The organism is Pseudomonas sp. MPDS (genome assembly GCF_013283895.1).
Classification (GTDB): domain Bacteria; phylum Pseudomonadota; class Gammaproteobacteria; order Pseudomonadales; family Pseudomonadaceae; genus Aquipseudomonas; species Aquipseudomonas rhizophila.
The window spans coordinates 2,708,339-2,727,298 of the sequence record NZ_CP054128.1; the positions used below are offsets into that span (position 1 = coordinate 2,708,339).

The 18,960-nt window shown below is 60.6% G+C and carries 20 protein-coding genes and 2 pseudogenes; 18 read left to right on the forward strand and 4 right to left on the reverse strand.

Annotation, left to right across the window (positions count from 1 at the left end; translation table 11 throughout):
• Positions 1–131: 131 nt before the first annotated feature.
• The 14 genes from HQ912_RS12010 (at position 132) to HQ912_RS12075 (ending at position 12,341) form a co-directional block, all read left to right on the forward strand.
• Entirely contained in the window at positions 132–740 is a 609-nt protein-coding gene (locus HQ912_RS12010) for a type III secretion protein (protein ID WP_083714391.1), read from the forward strand.
• A gap of 65 nt (positions 741–805) precedes the next feature.
• Positions 806–1,018, forward strand: coding sequence for a hypothetical protein (locus tag HQ912_RS12015; protein ID WP_047229701.1), 213 nt, complete (start codon positions 806–808; stop codon positions 1,016–1,018).
• 9 nt (positions 1,019–1,027) lie between these two features.
• Positions 1,028–1,477 carry a hypothetical protein gene (locus tag HQ912_RS12020; RefSeq protein WP_047229700.1) on the forward strand — a complete coding sequence of 150 codons (450 nt, stop codon included), beginning with the start codon at positions 1,028–1,030 and terminating at the stop codon, positions 1,475–1,477.
• A 4-nt stretch (positions 1,478–1,481) separates the two neighbouring features.
• Positions 1,482–2,264, forward strand: a complete 783-nt coding sequence (gene sctJ / locus HQ912_RS12025; protein ID WP_047229699.1) for a type III secretion system inner membrane ring lipoprotein SctJ — start codon at positions 1,482–1,484, stop codon at positions 2,262–2,264.
• Positions 2,261–2,899, forward strand: coding sequence for a hypothetical protein (locus tag HQ912_RS12030; protein ID WP_047229698.1), 639 nt, complete (start codon positions 2,261–2,263; stop codon positions 2,897–2,899). Before sctJ ends, HQ912_RS12030 begins: the two co-directional genes overlap by 4 nt.
• A complete protein-coding gene (gene sctL / locus HQ912_RS12035; protein WP_047229697.1) occupies positions 2,896–3,489 on the forward strand; it encodes a type III secretion system stator protein SctL in 594 nt (197 codons plus the stop codon). The genes HQ912_RS12030 and sctL overlap by 4 nt, the downstream gene beginning before the upstream one ends.
• Positions 3,486–4,808 (forward strand): FliI/YscN family ATPase, encoded by a 1,323-nt coding sequence (locus HQ912_RS12040; RefSeq protein WP_047229696.1) that lies wholly within the window; start codon positions 3,486–3,488, stop codon positions 4,806–4,808. Before sctL ends, HQ912_RS12040 begins: the two co-directional genes overlap by 4 nt.
• Before the next feature lie 16 nt (positions 4,809–4,824).
• Positions 4,825–5,301, forward strand: coding sequence for a hypothetical protein (locus HQ912_RS12045; RefSeq protein WP_107322709.1), 477 nt, complete (start codon positions 4,825–4,827; stop codon positions 5,299–5,301).
• On the forward strand, positions 5,298–6,356 hold the full coding sequence (gene sctQ / locus HQ912_RS12050; protein ID WP_052915348.1) for a type III secretion system cytoplasmic ring protein SctQ: 1,059 nt from the start codon (positions 5,298–5,300) through the stop codon (positions 6,354–6,356). The genes HQ912_RS12045 and sctQ overlap by 4 nt, the downstream gene beginning before the upstream one ends.
• Positions 6,353–7,012: a type III secretion system export apparatus subunit SctR gene (sctR, locus tag HQ912_RS12055; protein ID WP_047229694.1), complete on the forward strand. Its 660-nt coding sequence runs from the start codon at positions 6,353–6,355 to the stop codon at positions 7,010–7,012. The genes sctQ and sctR overlap by 4 nt, the downstream gene beginning before the upstream one ends.
• Positions 7,012–7,281 (forward strand): type III secretion system export apparatus subunit SctS, encoded by a 270-nt coding sequence (gene sctS, locus HQ912_RS12060; protein WP_047229693.1) that lies wholly within the window; start codon positions 7,012–7,014, stop codon positions 7,279–7,281. Before sctR ends, sctS begins: the two co-directional genes overlap by 1 nt.
• Positions 7,282–7,286: 5 nt before the next feature.
• Positions 7,287–8,099, forward strand: a complete 813-nt coding sequence (gene sctT / locus HQ912_RS12065; protein ID WP_047229722.1) for a type III secretion system export apparatus subunit SctT — start codon at positions 7,287–7,289, stop codon at positions 8,097–8,099.
• 25 nt (positions 8,100–8,124) lie between these two features.
• A complete protein-coding gene (locus HQ912_RS12070) occupies positions 8,125–9,171 on the forward strand; it encodes an EscU/YscU/HrcU family type III secretion system export apparatus switch protein (protein WP_173406808.1) in 1,047 nt (348 codons plus the stop codon).
• A 215-nt stretch (positions 9,172–9,386) separates the two neighbouring features.
• Positions 9,387–12,341: a type III effector HrpK domain-containing protein gene (locus tag HQ912_RS12075; RefSeq protein ID WP_173406809.1), complete on the forward strand. Its 2,955-nt coding sequence runs from the start codon at positions 9,387–9,389 to the stop codon at positions 12,339–12,341.
• Here HQ912_RS12075 and HQ912_RS12080 read toward each other — a convergent pair.
• Both HQ912_RS12080 and HQ912_RS27800 read right to left on the reverse strand, forming a co-directional pair.
• Positions 12,257–12,481, reverse strand: a pseudogene (locus tag HQ912_RS12080) (GMC oxidoreductase); the annotation flags it as partial. The gene HQ912_RS12075 and the pseudogene HQ912_RS12080 overlap by 85 nt on opposite strands.
• A pseudogene (locus tag HQ912_RS27800) lies at positions 12,472–12,892 on the reverse strand (esterase/lipase family protein); the annotation flags it as partial. The pseudogenes HQ912_RS27800 and HQ912_RS12080, both read right to left, overlap by 10 nt.
• A gap of 88 nt (positions 12,893–12,980) precedes the next feature.
• Between HQ912_RS27800 and HQ912_RS12085 the strand changes: the two are divergent.
• Positions 12,981–14,420 carry an HD domain-containing phosphohydrolase gene (locus tag HQ912_RS12085; RefSeq protein WP_173407536.1) on the forward strand — a complete coding sequence of 480 codons (1,440 nt, stop codon included), beginning with the start codon at positions 12,981–12,983 and terminating at the stop codon, positions 14,418–14,420.
• 21 nt (positions 14,421–14,441) lie between these two features.
• On the opposite strand, the gene HQ912_RS12090 is transcribed toward HQ912_RS12085, so the two are convergent.
• Positions 14,442–15,359, reverse strand: a complete 918-nt coding sequence (locus tag HQ912_RS12090; RefSeq protein ID WP_173406810.1) for a LysR family transcriptional regulator — start codon at positions 15,357–15,359, stop codon at positions 14,442–14,444.
• Between the two features lie 106 nt (positions 15,360–15,465).
• Here HQ912_RS12090 and HQ912_RS12095 point away from each other — a divergent pair, with 106 nt between their 5' ends.
• Together HQ912_RS12095 and HQ912_RS12100 are read left to right on the forward strand one after the other, a co-directional pair.
• A complete protein-coding gene (locus HQ912_RS12095; RefSeq protein WP_173406811.1) occupies positions 15,466–15,798 on the forward strand; it encodes a nuclear transport factor 2 family protein in 333 nt (110 codons plus the stop codon).
• Positions 15,792–16,568 carry an SDR family oxidoreductase gene (locus tag HQ912_RS12100; protein ID WP_047229688.1) on the forward strand — a complete coding sequence of 259 codons (777 nt, stop codon included), beginning with the start codon at positions 15,792–15,794 and terminating at the stop codon, positions 16,566–16,568. The genes HQ912_RS12095 and HQ912_RS12100 overlap by 7 nt, the downstream gene beginning before the upstream one ends.
• 75 nt (positions 16,569–16,643) lie before the next feature.
• Here the strand turns inward: HQ912_RS12100 and HQ912_RS12105 are convergent, their stop codons facing one another.
• On the reverse strand, positions 16,644–17,693 hold the full coding sequence (locus HQ912_RS12105; protein WP_173406812.1) for a LacI family DNA-binding transcriptional regulator: 1,050 nt from the start codon (positions 17,691–17,693) through the stop codon (positions 16,644–16,646).
• 162 nt (positions 17,694–17,855) lie between these two features.
• On the opposite strand from HQ912_RS12105, the gene HQ912_RS12110 reads away from it, so the two are divergent.
• Positions 17,856–18,944, forward strand: a complete 1,089-nt coding sequence (locus HQ912_RS12110) for a fatty acid desaturase family protein (RefSeq protein ID WP_047229686.1) — start codon at positions 17,856–17,858, stop codon at positions 18,942–18,944.
• Positions 18,945–18,960: the final 16 nt, after the last annotated feature.

Genomic DNA, 18,960 nt, shown 5'->3' on the forward strand with positions numbered 1-18,960 from the left:
AAACCAAGGAGTGTTGACCACTCAGACCGGACAGGTTGACCGACGTTTAAGTCATCTTCTTGACATCATCCATAAGAGTGCCCGTTTTTTGTTCGGGGCGTGTCTTCAGGCCGGCGGCGGAGGGCGATTTCATGCATAAGGTGTCGCGGGCGGCGATCGGCGTGGCGCTGATGGTGATCGCGCTTAACCTGCTGGCCGCCAATCAAACGCAAGTCGACGATGCCAACCCGCAGCCGGACTGGTTCGTTCGGCCCTATGCCTATGTGCTGGTCGAGCAGGACGTACGCGCCGCGCTGCAAGAGTTTGGCCAAAACATGGGCCTGAGCGTCGTCATGTCGGACAAGGTACGCGGCAAATCGCGCAGCCGGATACGTGCCGAGTCCGCCGGCGACTTCCTGACGGCGCTGTGCGACTTCAACGGTTTGACGTGGTACTTCGACGGCAATGTGCTTTACCTCTCCGCCGACTCCGAAACCGATACGCGACTCTTCAAAGCCCAGGGCCGGCAGTTGGAGCAGTTGCAGGATTACGTCACCAGCCGGGATGTCTACGGCACGCATATGTCGGTGCGCACCGGACCCGATGGCGATGAGTTGTTCGTTTCCGGGCCGCCGGCCTGGCTGGCCATGATTGAGCAACACTTCGACCAGCAGCTTACGCCGACGCCGACGCCGATGGCGACGACGACTCGCGAGCGCGGCGTGCGTGTGTTCAGGGGCGGTGCAGTGACACAAGAGTGAAAGCACTCGCCTGTAGGCTCCATTAACCGATCGATCTGTCATCAACCCCGTCAAGGAGAACCACCATGTCAGTTACCCCCATCAGCGAAAATACCGCTGTCACTGCTCACTCCGAAGCGCAGTTCAATGCAGCGGTGGACAACGCCAAGAGCGAGCTGAGCGATGAAGAACTCACTGAGGCCCTGATCACTCAGGCCGTCACGATTGGTGGCCAGTTCATCATCATGCCTCGTGCCCAGGAAATCCTGAATGAAGCCCAGTCGGATGATGACGAATAGGCCCACGCCATGACTGTAAGTCTCGGAACAACAGCCACGGCGGCGCTGCCGCCGTCAGGAGGGCAGGTCGATTTGCAGGCCTCCCAGAACTTGTTCGAACACATGACAAACAGCGCCAAGGGCATGCCTGCCGGCGCCAGTCCGCACCAGATTGGCGAAGGCTTGATGGAGCGCCTGAACGGTTTCATCGACCGTTCGCAAAACTTCGCCAAGCGTGCCGATGCGCTGACCAATGGGCCGACGGCTGGCAACGTTGTGGCTCCTCCCGGCACGCAATCGCTCGCGTCACTTCCTGAGGGGGCGGCGGGCGAGTCGGGGAAAAAGGTCGGCGATCAGCAGGTCGACCAGATCGTCCAATCGTTGGGCCGCATGTTCGATTACTCCATTGAAACTCAGATGGTCGTTCGTGGCGCGACGCAGATTTCCGGCGCAGCCAACACGCTCTTGAAAGGTCAATAAAGCCATGTTCCGCCGTTGCCATGCCGTGCGCCTGATGATTGTCCTCGCCTTTGCCTGCATGCTGCAGGGCTGCGATATCGACCTGTACACCAACCTCAGCGAGCGTGAGGCCAATGCCATGGTTGCAGTGCTGCTGCGTGAGGGTGTGCCGGCCTCGCGCAAGGTCCAGGAAAACGGCCAACTCACCGTGGTGGTGGACGAAAAACGCTTTGCCGAGGCCATGAGCCTGCTCGACGAAGCTGGCTTGCCGGGCCAAACCTTTTCCAACATGGGCGCCGTGTTCAAGAGTGGTGGCCTGGTGTCTTCTCCCGTGCAGGAAAGGGCCCAGATGGTCTACGCGCTCAGTGAAGAACTCTCGCACAGCGTCTCGCTGATCGACGGTGTGGTTTCTGCCCGGGTACATGTGGTGCTGCCCGACAATGACCTGCTCAAACGGGTGATTTCCCCGTCGTCGGCTTCAGTGCTGGTGCGCTACGACCCCAATACCGACATCAACCCCCTGATCCCGCAGATCAAAACCCTGGTGGCCAACGGCATCTCCGGCTTGAGCTACGAAGGGGTGTCGGTCACGGTAATCAAGGCCGCCACCGGCAGCGGCCGGGCCAACGCACAGCCGCGCCTGGCCAGCTTCCTGGGCATATGGATGCTCGAAGACAACCTGCCCCGTGCCCGGATGCTGTTCGGCGTCCTGCTGCTGGCCGCGCTGTCGATGGTCGGTGTGTTGGGCTGGCAGTACTGGCAACGACGCGCCTCCCGCGCCTTGTATGAGCTGGAGGACGTGAAATGAGTGCCGCCGCTTTGCCGCAGTGGCAAAACCTGCTCGAGCAGCCGCTGGATTTCGTCGGCACGCAGCCTCTTGCGGCGTGCTTCCCCGAGACCTCCGGCAGTGCGCTAAGCGCATTGCGCAAACAGCCGCGCTTCCAGGCGCGATTGATACGCTTGTTGCTCAGCCGTCATGAGCTGCAGGCTCCCGGTAGCCTGCCACTGCCCGATGTCGACGATCTACCGGTTCTGATGCTGCCTCCCGAGGCCTTCAAGCGCCTGCCGCGTCTGTGTGGCGCGATTTTGCATAGCACCACCCTGAGTCGCGAGATCCGTGGCGATGTGGTCAACCAGTTGCGCTATTTGCTGGGCAGTGATGTGTTTGCCCTGGCCCTGGCAAACCGTGCCCTGGGCAGCGGTGCCGACTTGCTGCGCCAGCCGGTCGAACTGCTTGAAGCCATCGACCATGATGGCGCCCGCTGCATCACCGCTTGGCTGAGCGCCCAGCCAGCGCCACTTCGGCCCTGGCTGCGCCTGCGTTTTGCCGAGCTGCCAGTTGAGAGCGGACCGGTAAGTGCCACACCTGTGGCCAATGCCTTGGCCATCGTGCGCAGCGCCGCCTCGAACCTTCCACAGCTTGAGGAGCAGGGGACCCGATGAGCGAGCTTCCGACCCGTCCTGCCGCCCGTATTCTGCGTGCCGAACAGGCAGACCTGTGGATAGACGGCTACGCCTTCCTGCAGGCTGCCCGTGACGAGGCTGAGGCCATCAGGCAAGACAGTGAGCAGTGGCTGCAACAAGCCCATGCCGAAGGCTTTGAAAGCGGGCGCCGGGAGGGTGCCGAACAGGTCAGCGCACTGCTGGGCGAAACGTCGTTGAGGATCGATGCCTGGCTGGCCGGGCTGGAAACGTCCCTGGCCGATCTGGCGCTGGGCATTGTGCGCGAAATACTCGATGACATGGACGATGCCGAGCGCGTGATGCGTTGCGCCCGCAAGGCATTGGGGGCGTTCCGCCAGGATCAGGCCCTGACCCTGTTCGTCTCCCGTCAGGACGCCGAAGCGGTGCGTCAGCAACTCAAACTGCAAGAGGACGGCTTGCCGACGATTGCCGTGGAACCGGACGATCGGTTGCAAGGTGGTCAGGCACGGCTGAGCAGTCCGGTGGGTTCAGTGGAGCTGGGGCTTGAAGCCCAGTTGCTCAACCTGCGCCGCAACCTGCTGCCGTTTGCCGACGAGGCACAGCCATGATCACGATCCCCCACGACCTGCTGCCGCGCCTGACCGAACGTCTGGCCAATGCCCGACCGCGCCCCATGAAGGGCACCATCCGCAGTATCCGCGGAGTGCTGCTGCGCGCTAGCGTCGCCGGTGTGCACATCGGTGAACTGTGCCAGTTGCGCGAACCCGGCAGCGGCCGCAGCCTGGCTGCCGAAGTCATTGGTTTTGAAGATGACGAAGCGATCCTTTCGCCCATCGGTTCGATGGACGGCCTGTCGACCCGCACCGAAATCATCGCCACCGGCGAGACCCTGGGGGTAAGCGTCGGCGATGCGCAGCTGGGCCGGGTGATCAGCCCCATGGGCGAATTTCTCGATGGCAGCCCGCCGCTGGGCGTGTTGCAGCGTTACCCCTTGCATGCCGAGCCTCCAGCGCCGTTCAGCCGCCAACTGATTGCCCACCCGATGTCCTTGGGGGTGCGCAGCATCGACGGCCTGCTGACCTTGGCCCAGGGCCAGCGCATGGGCATCTTCGGTGAACCGGGAGTGGGTAAGTCTTCGCTGCTGGCGAGCATCGTGCGCAATACCAGTGCAGATGTCATCGTGATCGCCCTGATCGGTGAGCGCGGCCGTGAAGTGCGCGAGCTGCTCGATGTGCAGTTGGGCGCCGAGGCCCGGGCGCGTACCGTGGCCGTGGTCGCCACCTCCGACCGTCCGGCTGCCGAGCGGGTACGCGCCGCCTTTGTTGCCACTGCGCTGGCCGAATATCACCGCGACCAGGGCCGCAACGTGCTGCTGTTGATGGATAGCCTGACCCGCTTTGCCCGGGCCCAGCGTGAAATCGGCCTGGCGGTGGGCGAGCCGCCGACCCGTCGCGGTTACCCACCCTCCTTTTTCTCCGCCTTGCCGCGCCTGCTTGAACGCGCCGGCCCCGGCGAGACCGGCAGCATCACCGGGTTGTATACCGTGCTCACAGAAGGCGATGCCTCGATGGACCCGGTGGCTGAAGAAACCCGCTCAATCCTCGACGGGCACATCGTGCTCAGCGCCGAACTTGCGCAACGCAACTTTTTCCCGGCGGTGGATGTGCTGCAAAGCCGTAGCCGGTTGATGGACCAGGTGTGTGGCGACGAGCAACGCCACCTGGCCATGCGCATGCGCGAGCTGATGGCGCGGCGCAACGAGATCGAAATGCTCATCCGGGTCGGCGAATACGCCGCCGGGAGCGACCCACTGGCCGACGAGGCGATTGAGCGGCATGACGCCATTGAAGCGTTCTTGCGCCAAGGGGCCAACGAGCCAAGCAACCCCAACGAAACCCTGCAACACATGCGCAGGGTGATGGCATGACAACCATGGAGGTCTTATGAAAACCAGTGACATGCGTAGCCTTCAAGCGTTGCGCAAGTTGCGTGAGCAACGTGCGTCCAGCCAACTGGTCGCTCAGCAGCGACGCTGCCGGCAGACCAACGTGGCGCTGGATGACGCCAAGGAAAACCTGCGCCTGCATCGTGAGGCCCTGGCCCGTGAAGCCGAGCGCATCTACGGCTCGATCAGCGAAGGCATGTCGATCAGCGACTGGCGTATGGCCCAGGAGCATCTGGAGGAGCTGTACGAGGGCGGACAGCGAAAGCTGGAAGTGAGCGTCAGTGAAGTGGCGCGCACCCTGGAAATCCACGAGCACGAGCGCGAAGTGTTTCGGGTTGCCCATGTGGCTCGACAGCGCCAGGCGCAAGCCTGCGACACCTTGCTCGAAGGCCGCGAGCGCGTCGAGCGCCTTGTCGACGAACACCGTTTGGAGGCCGACGAAATTCCTCGCGCTGCTATCGGAGGCCGTGCGTGAGCTGTCACCAGGACCCACTCTGGACACCCTTTGCCGAACAATTGACGCCTGTCGACCCCCAATGGGTGGACCTGCACAATCGCCTGCATCGTAGCCGCGAAACCTGGAAGGGAGAATGCGCAGGCCAGGTGATTGGCGTGCGCTGGGGCTCCGTTGCCGAACCTGACGTCACGGCAGTTGAGCTGTTGCTGGGGCTGGGCGAGGAGGGCGACGCGTCGGCCATCAGGCTGCACCTGCCAGCGCAGGCGCTGCACGCCCTGGGTGTGCCCGTTGCCTTGGACTTTCAAACCTTGCCTGGCGCGATGCTGCTGGAGCTGGCCCTGCTGAGTCTGATCGAACCGTTGGAGCGCCTGACCGGGCAATCGATGCGTTTCATTGACCACGCCGACCCGGTTCACGCCGCCCTGGCCGCGCAACCTTGCCCGTTGCGCCTGGTCACCCAAGTCCAGCTCGACGGCTCGTCCATGCTCGTTGTGCTGCACTTGAGTGCCAACGCTGGCGAGCAGGTCGCGCAGTGGCTCGATCGGTATGCACCGCCGGCTCCCCATGCGCTAACAGACCTGCTCCTGTGGCTGGCGGTCGAGGCCGGCGAAGCCGAGCTGAGTGTCGGCGAGCTGCGCAGCCTCAATCCGGGCGATGTGGTGATGCTCGATCCTTGGCCCATGGGCCAGGTGCGGCTGGTGGTGAACCATCGTCTGCACGCCCGGGCCGGCCAGGACGGCACCAGGCTGACACTGCTTGAAACACCGATGAGCATCAATCTTTCCAAGGAATTTTCTGTGAACGAAGCACCCACCATGAGTGAAACCGCTGACGGGCGAAACCTGGATTCGCGCTTGGACGAACTGCCACTGAAAATGGTTTGCCAGGCCGGCAGTGTCGAGTTGACCCTGGCGCAGCTGCGCGAACTGGGGGAGGGCAGCCTGCTGTCGTTCACCGAGCAACGCCAGGACAGCGTCGACCTGATGATAAACGGGCGTCGCGTCGGCCAGGGGCAATTGGTCAGGATTGGTCCAGGCCTGGGCGTGCGCGTGTTGAGCATCGCCGCGTCATGAATGGCTACCAGCCCAACCTGATTGAAATCATTGTGGTCGTCGCCACCATCGGTCTTATTCCGCTGGCAGTGGTGACCCTGACCGGTTTCATGAAAATCTCCGTGGTGCTGTTCCTGATTCGCAACGCCCTGGGCGTGCAACAGACACCGCCCAACATGGTGCTGTACGGCATCGCCCTGATCCTGTCGGTCTACGTCACCACGCCGTTGCTGGGCGACATGTACCGGCAGGTGCAGGGCCGTGATCTCAACATCGAGAGCATCGAGCAACTTACTGCCTTCGGGGACGCACTGAGGCCGCCATTGCAGGCGCACCTTTCGCGTTTCGCCAACGAAAGCGAGCGTGGTTTTTTCATCCAGGCCACGGAGACCATCTGGTCTCCTGAAGCCCGGGCCGATCTGCGCGACGATGACTTGGTGGTGCTGGTGCCGGCGTTCGTCAGCTCCGAACTGACCCGGGCGTTCGAAATCGGTTTTCTGCTGTACGTTCCCTTTCTGGTGGTGGATTTGCTGGTGGCGAACGTATTGATGGCCATGGGCATGTCCATGGTTTCACCTACGCTGATTTCCATACCGCTGAAGCTCTTTCTGTTCGTCGCCTTGAGCGGCTGGTCGCGCTTGATGCATGGCCTGATTCTTAGCTATGGGGGCACCTGATGGGCCAGGATGTATTTCTTTCGTTGATGAATCAGGCGCTGATGACGGTGCTGCTGTTGTCCGCCCCGGCACTGGCTGTTGCGATCATCGTCGGCCTGGGAGTGGGGTTGCTGCAGGCACTCACCCAGATCCAGGACCAGACCCTGCCGCAGGCGGTCAAGCTGGTGGCGGTGCTGCTGACGATCGTGTTCGTGGGGCCGTTGCTGGCGAGCCAGGTGGTGGAACTGGGTAATCAGGTGCTGGACAACTTCCCGTTGTGGACGCGCTGAATGGCATGAATATCGAGCTTGCCAACCAGTTCATCGAAGTCGCCTATCCGGTCATCAGCTCGGCGGCACTGTCCGCCAGCCGCGCCATGGGCGTGGTGGTGATTACCCCAGCCTTCAACCGCCTGGGCCTGACCGGCATGATCCGCAGTTGCGTCGCGGTGTCCATTGCCATCCCCATGTTTGTTCCGGTGTATGGCGCTTTCACTGCACTGCCAGAACATGGTGGGTTCTTCCTGGCCGGCCTACTGATCAAGGAATTCCTGATCGGTATCCTCATCGGACTGCTGTTCGGCATCCCGTTCTGGGCGGCGGAAGTGGCCGGCGAGTTGGTCGATCTGCAACGCGGTTCGACCATGGCCCAGTTGGTGGATCCCTTGTCATCGGGCGAGTCCAGTGTCATGGCCACCTTGCTGACGGTGATGTTGATCGCCCTGTTCTTCATGTCCAGCGGGTTCATCATGATGGTCGACGGCTATTACCACAGCTACCTGTTATGGCCGGTGACCGAGTTCACACCGTTGTTTGCCAGTTCGGCGTTGATGGCGGTGTTGCGGATTCTCGACCAGGTGACCCGCATCGGCGTGATCATGGTCGGGCCGCTGATCATCTGCATGCTGGTCACTGACCTGATGCTCGCTTACCTGTCGCGCATGGCGCCCAACCTGCACATTTTCGATCTGTCGCTGCCGGTGAAAAATATGTTCTTCACTGTATTGATGGTGGTCTACATCAGCTTCCTGATTCCGGTGATGATCGAGCAACTCGGCGAATTCCGCGGTACGGTGGAGCTCCTGAAGACGCTGGCCGATTCGGTATGACTTCCCTGTTTCGGGCGAAGCGTCCATGAGCGATAGCAGCGAAGAGAAATCACAGCCGGCCACCAGCAAGAAGCTCAGCGAGGCGCGCAAGAAAGGCCAGGTGTCCAAGAGTCAGGACCTGGTCTCCGGCATGGTCATCCTGTTTTGCACGCTCTGTATCTCGATCATGGTGCCCAAGGCCCAGGCACAGATCACCGCGTTGCTGGACCTGATCGCGCTGATCTACATCGAACCTTTTCACACCGCCTGGCCACGGGTGCTGGACATCGCCGGGCAGTTGCTCATCAACCTCACCCTGCCGGTGGTGGCCGTGACGGTGGGGGCGGTGATCCTGACCAACATCATCAGCATGCGCGGCGTGGTGTTCTCGGTCGAACCCCTCAAACCGGACATCAAACGTATCAATCCGATCGATGGCTTCAAGCGCATTTTTTCGATGCGCAGTTTCGTTGAATTTCTCAAGGGCGTGATCAAGGTCGTACTGCTGGGGCTGGCGTTCTACGTGATCGGGCGTGGGGCGTTGCAGGCGCTGATGGAGTCGTCGCGCTGCGGCGCCGGCTGCATCGAATCAACTTTCTACCTGGTACTCAAGCCTCTGGTGTTCACCGTGCTGGCTGCCTTTCTGCTGGTCGGGGCGGCAGACGTGATGATGCAGCGCTGGCTGTTTGGCCGTGACATGAAAATGACCCGCAGCGAACAGAAGCGTGAGCGCAAGGACAGTGACGGCGATCCGGTGATCAAGCAGGAGCGCCAGCGCCAACGTCGGGAAATGCAAGCCCTGGCCACCAAGCTGGGCGTGGGGCGTGCATCGTTGATGGTCGGCTCCGACCCTGGTTGGGTGGTGGGTATACGTTATGTACGCGGCGAAACTCCGGTACCGGTGGTGGTGTGCAAGGCCGAGCGCGAGGACGCGGCGCAGTTGCTTGCGCAGGCCCGGGGCCTGGGGATTGCCCATAGCCTCGATACCGTCCTGGCCAAGGACATCGCCCGACGGGCAGTGCCGGGGGACCCTGTGCCGGATAACACCTTCCAGGCAGTGGCGGATATCCTGGTGGCCGCTCGGTTGATTTGAGCGTACCTGCTGGTGAGTGCCTCACAAATGGACGGAGCGAGTTTGAAAGTCCCTGTAAACCGGCATGACGTTTGGTCGTCCAACTGCTCTCCCGATCTATCGGGTCTTTTGCGCGTTTAAGGTTGCGATTCGAGCCGAGTCATTCCCCTGCAATGTTCAATGGTCAAAGTTGATTCCTCTAGCGCTATCGGCGCCATTGTCAGGAGGACGTCCCCTTGCGAATCGACAGCAATGCCCGCCCCACAGATAGCCAATCCCCTGATTTTGAAGCGGGTCAGCGCTTTGAGAAAATGCTTGGCGCGGCCCGCATGCAAATCAGCGATAAAAAGCCTGACCCACGCGGTGCGGCAGACAAAGAAGTTTTGCCGTCCCTGCCTGAGAGCGTGCTCTTGGCGTTGCGAGAAGCGGGCGGCGCCATCGCAGAAACGCTGAAGCAGTCAGATGGACGTACGTTACGCAACGACGAAACCGTACCGCTCCAGGATCTCGAGATTTTCATGGGGTGGTGGGTGGATGGCGAGGTGACGGCGTACTCCGCGCGAGACGAAGGGGGCAATGAATTCACCATCAGCAAAGAGGCGACGCCTGATTACTTCGCCAAGGTTGATGCGTTGCAAAAAGGTAACGACGAAGGCTTTTTGTTGCGCGCAGATGGCGCACTTCTATCAGCAGAAACACTGGCGAGCGCAGAAATTTTGCCCCCGGATGAACACACAGGCTTTATCCGCCTGACGATCAATGGCGAAAAGATCCATGTCTCGAAGGACGTGACGCCCGACCTCTACAACCAGGTGGTCTGGAAACAGGAAGGCTACCAGAGCAAGTTTTACGAGCAGAACAGCGAGATCATCGACACGATCCGTGATCGATGGGACGACTGGAACGCCTCCGACAGCATTGTCAGTGACAAGGATTTGAGGAAGTACGCTGCCGATGAAAATCGAAGCGCAGAAGATCGCGAGGCGGCGCAGTTCCTGCTCGATAACAAAGGATTTTTTGACCTGCTTGATACCAAGGCACACAACAACAAGGCCGACGGCAAAATCAGCAGTAACGACCTGAATGCATGGCTACGACCTGTTGCTGTCAAAGCCGAAGACATCGGCGCCTATAACGACTTTCTGAAAGCCTCCCCGAATGCTGACGCGACCTCCCTGGAACTTGCGAAGCATTCGGCGCTGCTGCTGGAGAACTTCGACGAGATCAGCGATCGGACGGAGAGCGGTAAATACCTGACGCGTGAGTCCTTGCAGAAGTACCTGGATGAAAACCCGAACATCAGCGATGACTTGAAGCAAGCCCTGACTTTTTGGTCGCAGACGGGGGCGTTCGAAACGCTTGAAACCAGTGGGAAACCATTGGAGAGCAAACCCGATGGCGCGCTCGACAAGCGCGACATCCAGAATTGGTTGAAGGCCTCCAGCCCCAAAACCGCTGGAGACGCTCTGCTGTTCATCAACCAGGTAGCGAATGCCAGTGGGGTCTCCGGCATTGATACCGGTGACCTGGGCAAGGACGTCTTTGAAAACCCTGGCAACTATTCCGCCGAACAGCGGGCTGCGGTGTTACAGGATCTGCTCAAGGCGCGACAGTTGATCATCGACGGTGCGGCTGCCGGTCTGTGGAGTGATGACTACGGTAAGGTGTCCATCGCCAACGCTGTGCGCAGCCATCCAGATCCCAACAAGCTGCTTGCCGATGTCAACAGCCACATTGAGCAGCTACAAAGTGATCCCGAGGTGGTCAAATTTCTTAATGAAACCACCTCGACGCAGATGGCCAATCTATTTGAGGCAGTTCCTGGGTTAAAGGACTCGGTGCAAAAAAACTACGATGACATCAAGTCCGGTGCAGCTCTTGATGCGCTATGGGAAAAGCATACGAAAGACGGCAGCACCGACCAACAGGCGGTGCTGGCCGAATACTTCTCGACGGCAACGCTTTATCAGGAAGCGCTCGGCATCAATGATCGGGCAGAAATTCAGAAGGGGCTCGCTGCCTCTCAGCATGCCCAGGCGTTCCAGGATTATTACGAGCAGTCGCTTGCTTCCGGGACGCGACTGGAAGAACTGATGAAAACGGGCACCTTCGAAGAAGCGGTCGGCACCTTCTCCGCGGAGGTCGCGCTCTACAACGCGGCGCTGGATCCCAGCGTCACCGCAGGTTTAGACCCGCAGTTGAACGACAATTTCAGCCGGATCGGGCGCGACAACGCCATGAAAGACGGCACTTTCGAGGATGTCAAGCAAGCCCTGGGTATCAATGGCGGTGACGAGCTTGACGAGGCAAAAGTCAGGACGATGGCCGAGACGCTTATCCAGTCCAATCCAGAACTCGTGACCAATCCGGATGGCACCGTCGCAACGGCTGATCAGATCGTCGCGGGTGTCCGTTCGAATTGGGACATCCTGCGCCAAGGCACAAAGTCGCTTGCGGAATTGAAGTCGTCCTGGCTCAACCCCGACCTCAAGAACTTGTCTGACAAAGGGGGACTGCATGGCGTTAGCGGCATCTTCATGGCTGGCGTGACGATCGCCAAAGGCGCTCAGAATGGCGCAAACCTGACCGAACGAAACATCATAGACATCACCACCGGATCGGTCATGACGACGACCCTGCTCACCGAGGGTGGTGCCAAGAACCTGAAAAGCTACCTGAAAAACAAAGGAAACATTGATCTTGATCCGAAAATCAGAGCCTTTTTCGACGACCCCATAAAATCTCTCACTGGCACTGCCGACAAGTTTGAAAGCGGTGCCAAGGGTATCGGCGGTTTGGCCGGCATGGTTGCGGGTGCGTACGGAATCTTTGATGGCGTTCAGTCGATTCGCAAGGGCGACCCCGTCAGTGGTGGTATCAGCATCACTTCAGGCGCACTGGCGTCATTGTCAGGCCTGGCATCAGCGATTGAGGGCGGCGCAGGCCTTTTTGGCCATCTGGCAGTCAGGGCGGCGATGGCCCCGCTGGCTGGAGTCCTAGGCACCGTGGCGGCAGGCGTCGGCGCGGTTGCCCTGTTGCTTCCGGGCCTTATTGCGGAGGGCAAACGGCAGACTCAGCAAGACCACTTCGGCGACCTGCTTGGCGACTATCTGACACAGTACGAAATCGATGGCGTGGAGGGCGGTGATTTCAGTGACGTTCCCGACGAGGACTGGCCGCAAACCGATTGAGGGCTGTGCTGGCTTGCGGTAATTCGCGGCATGATCGAGGCATCAGCGATGCGCAGTTTATCGATGCCATATACGCGCAGTTGATGGTCGACCACCGATATCGTGTCTCGGCCCATTTTCGCGGAGCAGGACTGGTGCCAGGGGGCGTGGGCGCGCCTTTACCTTGTTCGCCGCTGGTTTGCCCGGTCTCTGGCGCGAAGGCGGCGACATACACCAGCGCGCTGACCTTCGGATCGCTACCGGCCTCGGTAATCACGGTGCCATCCCAAGAGTGCCCGACTAGAACCACCTTGCCCTGCTGGTTGTTCAAGGCGCGGCGCGTCGCGGCAACATCGTCGGCAAGCGAGGTGAGCGGGTTTTGCACAACCGTAACGGCCACCCCCTTGGGCTTGGAGCAGTGGCACCGCTTTGGCCCAATCGGAGCCGTCGGCGAACGTGCCGTGTACGATCACCACGGAGGGCGTTGTATCCTGCGCGTGACTGGCGCTTGCGGTGAAGGTACCGGCCAGGGCAAAAGCGACGGTAGCGATTTTCGATTTGATTGTTTTCATTGGATGAGCTCCTGTTCGGGAGTTCAAATTCCGCTGACCGGCCTGCGATGTGGGCATCGGTCAATTAGCCGACCCCGGGACATTTTTCATGGATAGTGAGTTGCAACTGGACATCTCCCTGGGTGGGGCACTGGCGACGATCGCCCAGGTCGGTGACCTCAGCATGGGACAACCTCTCGGTCATTCCCGGCGCGTTGCCGCACTGGCGCGGATGCTTGCGCAGGCCCAGCACGGCGACGGTGAGCACCTGAGGGTAGCGGAACAGGTTGCCTTGCTGCGCTGGTCCGGTTGCACCGCCAATGCCGAAGGCTTTGCGGATCTGCTGGGCGACGACGTCGATGGCCGCCGCGCGATGCTCGATTTGACGCTGGGCAATGAGCAAATGAACGCGGTGCATCAGGCAACCCCGCTTGCCGTTGTGCACTGTGAGGTGTCTGGAGCCATTGCCAAAACCCTCCAGCTCGGTGCCACCGTCGAGGCGGGCCTGTGTCGCGTGTTCGAAACCTACGACGGCACTGGCCGGCCGCTGGGTCTGACCCATGAGCACATTCCGGAGGTCGCCTATCAGGTAGTACTTGCAGGTGATCTGGATATTCTCAGTCGTGCACACGGTCTGGATGCGGCGCTACGCTGGATCAGAGAACAGTCGGATCGGCGCTATCCAGCGTCGCTGGTATCGTTGCTTCTGGACAACGCAAAGGACTGGCTGGCGGATCTGGAAACGCTGTGGAAAACCGTTGACCACGGGCATGAGCAGCGTTGCGTCTCACTGACGTTGGTGGGAGACATAATCGACTTGAAGCTGCCGTGGTTGGCAGGGCATTCGCGGCAGGTCGCGCATGTCGCCGTGGAAGCTGCACGCCTGTGGGGGCTGCGTGAACCGACTTTGACAGACATTGGCAAGTCCGCGCTCATCTACGGTCTCGGCCGGGCAGCCGTTTCGAACCACCTGTGGAATACCGCAGGAACGCTGCCATACAGCGCTGCGGAGCGGGTGCGCCTTGTCCCTTACTGGACGCAACAGGCGCTTAGACCTATCACTGAACTGGCTGTGCCCGCAGAGATTGCAGCCCATGCCTATGAACGGCTCAACGGCAGTGGCTATTTTCGAGGCGTGGCGGGTGATGCGCTGAGTGCCGAGCATCGCCTGTTCGCCACATCGGTAGCCTGGGTCGCGCTAAGGGAAGCCAGGCCATGGCGATCGGCTTACGGCGAAGCGGATGCAGCCAGGCTGCTCAAACAGGATGCTGGCAATGGCTTGTTCGACAACGATGTTTGCGAAGCAGTCATTGCCGCCGCAGGTGGCGAGCGGCGGATGCGGCAACCGAAGGCTTCGTTACTCACGACTCGGGAGTGCCGCATCCTGCTGGAGATCAGCCGTGGCGCCAGCAACAAGGAGGTGGCGCGGCTGCTGGACATCAGTCCGAGCACGGTTCGCACGCACATGGAAAGCATCTTTCGCAAACTGGAATGCTCGACCCGGGCAGCCGCTACCTTGAAGGGACTGACACTGGGGTTGATTGCCTGAGCCAGGTCGGGTTGGCTTGAATCAGGCGAGCCCGTCCTGACCGGCTTGACTGGCGCGTGCCAGGTCGATGAATGCCTTGGCTGCCGCGCTGGGGTTGCGGCGGTTCGGGTAGTACAGGCACAGCTTGTCTCTGGGCGGTGTCCAGTCTTCGAGAGTCCGCACGAACTGTCCGGTGCGGATTTCGTTGTGAACGTCCTGCTCCATGAAAAAACCGAGCCCCATGCCTTCCTGCACCGCCACCTTGACCACGCTGGATTCATCCAGCGTAAGCGGCCCGTTCACATCGAGGCGAGTCACTTCCCCGTCCCGCTCGAAATGCCACGGGAAAATCGCTCCATTCGGTAGTCGAACGCGGATGCAGCGATGCTGGAGCAGCTCGGATGGCGCTCGCGGTTTACCGTGTTTTTCGAAGTACGCCGGCGAACCGACCACCGCGTACCGTTGCGGAGGGCCGAGCGGGACGACAATCACGTCGTTCGGAACGAGGCTTGCTGAGCGCACGCCGAAATCGAAGCCGTCAGCCACGATATCCACCAGACGGCCTTCGGTGACGAGGTCGATGTGTACTTTTGGATGCTGCTGCAGGAACTCCATCACCAGTGGCAGGAGCGCCGATCGGGCAGCGCTGGCGAACGCATTGATACGCAGCGTACCCGAGGGCCCGGCGTTATGCGATCGCACTGCATCGAGTGCAGCACGCAGATCCTGCAAGGCTGGCCCCACCTGCTCCAGAAATATCCTGCCGGCTTCGGTGATGGCCACGCTACGGGTCGTGCGATTGAACAGCCGCGATTCGAGGCGGGTTTCCAGTTGCGCGATGGTGTTGCTCAGCGCGGTGGTGGAGACGTCGAGATCGATAGCGGCTTGCCGAAACGAGCCCCTGCGTGCGACCGCTATAACAGCGTCCAGCTCACTGAGGCCTAAACGATCTTGTGGCATGGATTGTCCTGAATTTCGGGATTGGTCATAAAGGTTTGTCCCAGTTGAACAAACTATCCGTCAGGCAGCAAGATCGCTCCAGGACATTCATCCAGGAGATCGGCAAATGACCCTTCAGCTTCCCGACGTCGTGCAGACGTACTTTGCAATCAGCAATGGTGGCGATACAGCGCAACTTGCGAGCTGCTTCCGCTCTGACGCCACGGTTTGCGATGAAAGAAAAACGTACGAAGGAAAGGCTGCCATCGAAGCCTGGCAACAGGAGGCCCGCAGAGCCTTCATCTATCAGGTCCAACCACTGCAAGCCCTGCAAGGGCAGGGCGAGCTGACGGTCATTGCGCGCCTTGTTGGGAATTTCCCCGGTAGCCCGGTTCAACTGAGTTACCTCTTCACACTGGAAGGCGGTCTAATCCGTTCCCTGGAGATCACGCCATGCTGAATCTAGGTTTGACTGGCAAGCGGGTCCTCGTCACCGGTGGCACCAAAGGCATCGGCAAGGCTGTCGTCGAGTTGCTACTGGCCGAGGGTGCGAAGGTCATTACCTCGGCCAGGCAGGTGGACGTGGAAATGCCGGGCGCTCTTCTGATTGCGGCTGATCTTTCGACCCGGGAAGGTTGTGATGTACTGATCGCCGCGATCCAACAGCGGCTGGGTGGCGTGGACATCATGATCCACGTCCTGGGTGGTTCGTCGGCACCCGGCGGCGGTTTTGCTGCGCTGGACGAGGAACAGTGGCAACGAGAGCTCAGCTTGAACCTGTTGCCGGCGGTGCGCCTCGATCGCGCTTTGCTCCCGGGGATGCTGGAGCGCAGGGAAGGGGTCGTCATCCACGTCACCTCCATCCAGAGTCGGCTGCCACTGCCGGAGGCTACAACAGCTTACGCGGCGGCCAAGGCCGCGCTTTCGACGTACAGCAAAAGTTTATCGAAAGAGGTTTCGCCCAGAGGCGTCCGCGTGGTTCGGGTTTCGCCGGGCTGGGTTGAAACCGAAGCGTCGGTCGCATTGGCCGAGCGACTCGCGCAGGAGGCAGGTACTGACTACCAAGGTGGCAAAGAGATCATCATGAAAGCACTTGGGGGTATCCCGCTCGGCCGCCCATCGACGCCTTGCGAAGTTGCTGACCTGATCGGTTTCCTGGCTTCGCCGCGAGCGGCATCTATCACGGGAAGTGAGTTTGTGATCGACGGCGGAACAGTACCAACGGTTTAGCCCGGAGGTAGATCCGACAGGCATAAGCAGGAAGGCCGTGCCATCAAAGGCCGAGCAGGTTGTACCGCCAGCCCATCAGCTTTGGGTATTTTCCGATGTCACAATCTGCAGCGGAATATGCACCCGGTGACGCACAGGATCGAACTGCTGCGCAGTCTGCAATTCCACCAACAGATTCACCAGCGCCGTTGCGGTCTGGCGCGGCTGAGAGTCGATCACCACGTCGACCAAACCCTGAGCCAGGGCTTGGCGTGACAGCTCGGTGGACTCCTGCAAAATGCAGCACAGCGTCGGGCGCTTGGGCAGTTGCGCCAACGCGTTGATGATCCCGTCGCCACCGCCGCCTACCACGCATAACCCGCGCAAATCGTTATGCCGAACCAGCAGGTCGAGGGTTGCTTCTTCGGTGATGTCGCAGTTATCCAGATTGATCAGCGGCTCCAGCGGACGCAACCCAGGTGCGTGTTCGGCCAAGTAACTGTGCAAGCCTTCGACCCGCTCCTGGTGGCCAAGAAAGCGATGGCCACCGAGCAGAATGCCGATGCTGCCTTTGCGCGCGCCACAGGTGCGGGCCAGCAGCCACCCCATCGTGCGCCCGACTACTTGATTGTCCTGGCCGACATAGGGCTCGGCCGCCGCCTCATGAATGCCCGACAGCAGTGCCACCACGGGCACTCCGGCCCCGCGAATCTGGGCAAGGGCGGCGTTGATCAGCGGGTGGGCGAAGCTGACCACCGCCAGGCCGTCGCATTGCACTGCCAACTGTTCGATCTGGGCAATGATGGCGCTGGGGGTGCGATCAAAAACGTATTCGAATTGGCAGGTCAGGTTGGCTCCGGCCTGGCGCTGCGCGGCCTCAGTGATGGCTTGGGCCAGGTTGGCGTAGAACGCCTGGGCGGTGCCCAGCAGCAGGATGCCGAAACGGTACGTGGGGCGACGTTCGAGAATGCGTTGGCCGATCAGCCGCGCGGCAAAATAACCCACGGCTTCGGCGGCCTGAAGCACCTGTTCGGCAGTGGCTGGATTAACCGGGGCGCGAGCGTTGAGCACGCGGTCGACGGTGGCGACACTTAAGCCTGCGTGTTCGGCGACCGTGGCGATGGTGGGGCGTTTATTGTTATTCATGATGAACCTTCAAAGCGTCTTGATAGAAAACTATCAAGCCCCGCAGGAGCTGGATGATAGCTTGATAGGGAATGTATTCAAGCCCTTGAGGGGGTCTTCCACGCTCTCTATATTTTCTTACGCAAAGCACCTGACATCTCACGCTTGCGGAGAACAATAACAATGTCTCAAGACAACACCGCCTCTACTCGGGACTATCGCCTGACCGGCCCTGAAGCCGCACGCGCGGCTGAAAAAGGCCTTGTATCGGCCAGTTGGTACCAGTCGCCCATCTCCCGTCAACGCATGAAGCAACTGATGCAGCGCCGCGACGGTCCGGCCTTGCTCGACACCGCCATCTGGCTGCTGGCCCTGCTGATCACCGGCTTCGGCGGCTACTGGTTCTGGGGCACTTGGGCTTGTGTGCCGTTTTTTCTTGCGTATGGCGTTCTGTACGCCACCGCCTCCAACCCGCGCTGGCATGAAACCGGCCACGGCACAGCTTTCAAGACTCGCTGGATGAATGATGCGCTCTACCAGGTGGCGAGCTTCATGTGCATGTTCGAGCCCCATGTGTGGCGCTGGAGCCATGCCCGGCACCATACCGACACCATCGTCGTCGGCCGCGATCCGGAAATCGTCGAACCGCGTCCACCGAGCTTGTTCATGATGCTGCTGAGCCTGTTCCAGATCCCGTTGCTGCTGAAGACGATGGGGGGCGTGTGCCGGCACGCGGTTGGCAAAATGGATGCCCAGGAACAGACGTTCATCCCTGAGTCCGAATGGCCCAAGGTGTTCCTGGCGGCCCGTATCTGGCTCGTGATTTACGCCGTTATCTTTGGCGCGGCGCTTTACCTGCACAGCTGGTTGCCGCTGATGTATATCGGCCTGCCCATCCTGTATGGCGGCTGGTTGTCCTACCTGTTTGGCCTCACCCAACATGTAGGCCTGGCGGAAGACGTGCTGGACCACCGCAGCAACTGCCGCACCATCTATATGAACCGGGTACTGCGCTTTCTGTACATGAACATGAATTATCACCTTGAGCACCACATGTACCCGATGGTGCCGTACCACGCCCTGGCGCAACTCCATGAAGAGATCCGCCACGACTGCCCGCCGCCTTACGCCAACATAGGTGAGGCCTTCAAGGAAATCATTCCGACCCTCTTGAAGCAGCGCAAGGACCCGACGTATTTCGTGCGACGCCCCGTCGGTAGCTCAAGGCCTGCCACCGAAGCTCATCCACAGGCTGAAGCCACCCTGGGCTGACACCTTCCGGCTGTAC